The organism is Rhodococcus sp. NPDC056743 (assembly GCF_042790355.1).
Lineage (GTDB): Bacteria > Actinomycetota > Actinomycetes > Mycobacteriales > Mycobacteriaceae > Rhodococcus_F.
Genome location: NZ_JBHTZI010000030.1, coordinates 1 through 1,090 on the forward strand (window position 1 = coordinate 1; position 1,090 = coordinate 1,090).

General features: G+C 61.6%; 2 protein-coding genes. Both read left to right on the top strand.

Translation table 11 applies throughout. From position 1 onward, the window contains the following. The first annotated feature begins 59 nt into the window (after window positions 1-59). The gene (locus ACFRFQ_RS30575) at window positions 60-383 is read left to right on the top strand and encodes an NAD(P) transhydrogenase subunit alpha (protein ID WP_378665304.1); all 324 of its coding nucleotides are present in this window, start codon (window positions 60-62) and stop codon (window positions 381-383) included. Then, a partial coding sequence (locus tag ACFRFQ_RS30580; protein ID WP_378665305.1) for an NAD(P)(+) transhydrogenase (Re/Si-specific) subunit beta occupies window positions 383-1,090 on the top strand: 708 nt, incomplete at its 3' end. The genes ACFRFQ_RS30575 and ACFRFQ_RS30580, both read left to right, overlap by 1 nt.

Consider the following 1,090-nt stretch of genomic DNA (forward strand, 5'->3'; position numbering starts at 1 on the left):
GATTTCTCCGACGAGGTTCTGGCCGGTGCGTGCGTCACCCGTGAAGAGAAGGGCGCCTGATGTACACGTCGTTGTTGTCGAATATCGCGATCCTGGTGTTGTCCGGGTTCGTCGGTTTCGCGGTGATCTCGAAGGTCCCGAACACTCTGCACACCCCGCTGATGTCGGGTACCAACGCCATCCACGGCATCGTCGTCCTCGGCGCGCTCGTCGTGTTGGGTAAGGTGCACGATCCGTCTGTCGGTTTGCAGATCATCTTGTTTGTCGCACTTGTCTTCGGAACGGTCAACGTTGTCGGTGGCTTCGTGGTCACGGACCGCATGCTGGCGATGTTCAAGGCCAAGCCCGCAGCCAAGGCTGTTTCGAAGGATGGTGACCAGTAATGGAATACCTGGTCAATGGTTTGTACATTGTCGCGTTCTCGATGTTCATCTACGGTCTCATGGGTCTTACCGGCCCGAAGACCGCGGTGCGCGGCAACCAGATCGCCGCGGTCGGCATGCTCATCGCCGTCATCGCAACCCTGATCTCCATCCGTGATGCGGAGATGGGGAACTGGATCCTCATCGCGGCCGGTCTGATCATCGGTGTCGTGCTCGGTGTTCCGCCGGCGCTGCGCACGAAGATGACGGCGATGCCGCAGTTGGTGGCACTGTTCAACGGTGTCGGTGGCGGTACCGTCGCGTTGATCGCCTACGCGGAATTCCTCGACTCGGACGGTTTCACCGCGTTCAAGCACGGTGAGTCCCCGACGGTGCACATCGTCATCGCGTCCCTCTTTGCCGCGGTGATCGGTTCGATCTCCTTCTGGGGCAGCGTGATCGCGTTCCTGAAGTTGCAGGAAACTCTGCCGGGTCGCCCGATCGGCATCGGCAAGCTGCAGCAGCCCCTGAACGCGCTGCTGCTGATCGCGGCTGTCGCGTTCTCGGTGATCATCGGTATCAAGGCGATCTCCCCGGACGGCCCGACCAGCTCCCTGTGGATCGTCGGTGTCCTCGTGCTCTCGGGCATCCTCGGGCTGATGGTGGTGCTGCCGATCGGCGGCGCCGACATGCCGGTGGTGATCTCACTGCTCAACGCGCTGACCGGT

Coding starts and splice junctions, on each gene's coding strand:
- ACFRFQ_RS30575 (WP_378665304.1), top strand. CDS start 60: ATGTACACGTCGTTGTTGTCGAATATCGCGATCCTGGTGTTGTCCGGG.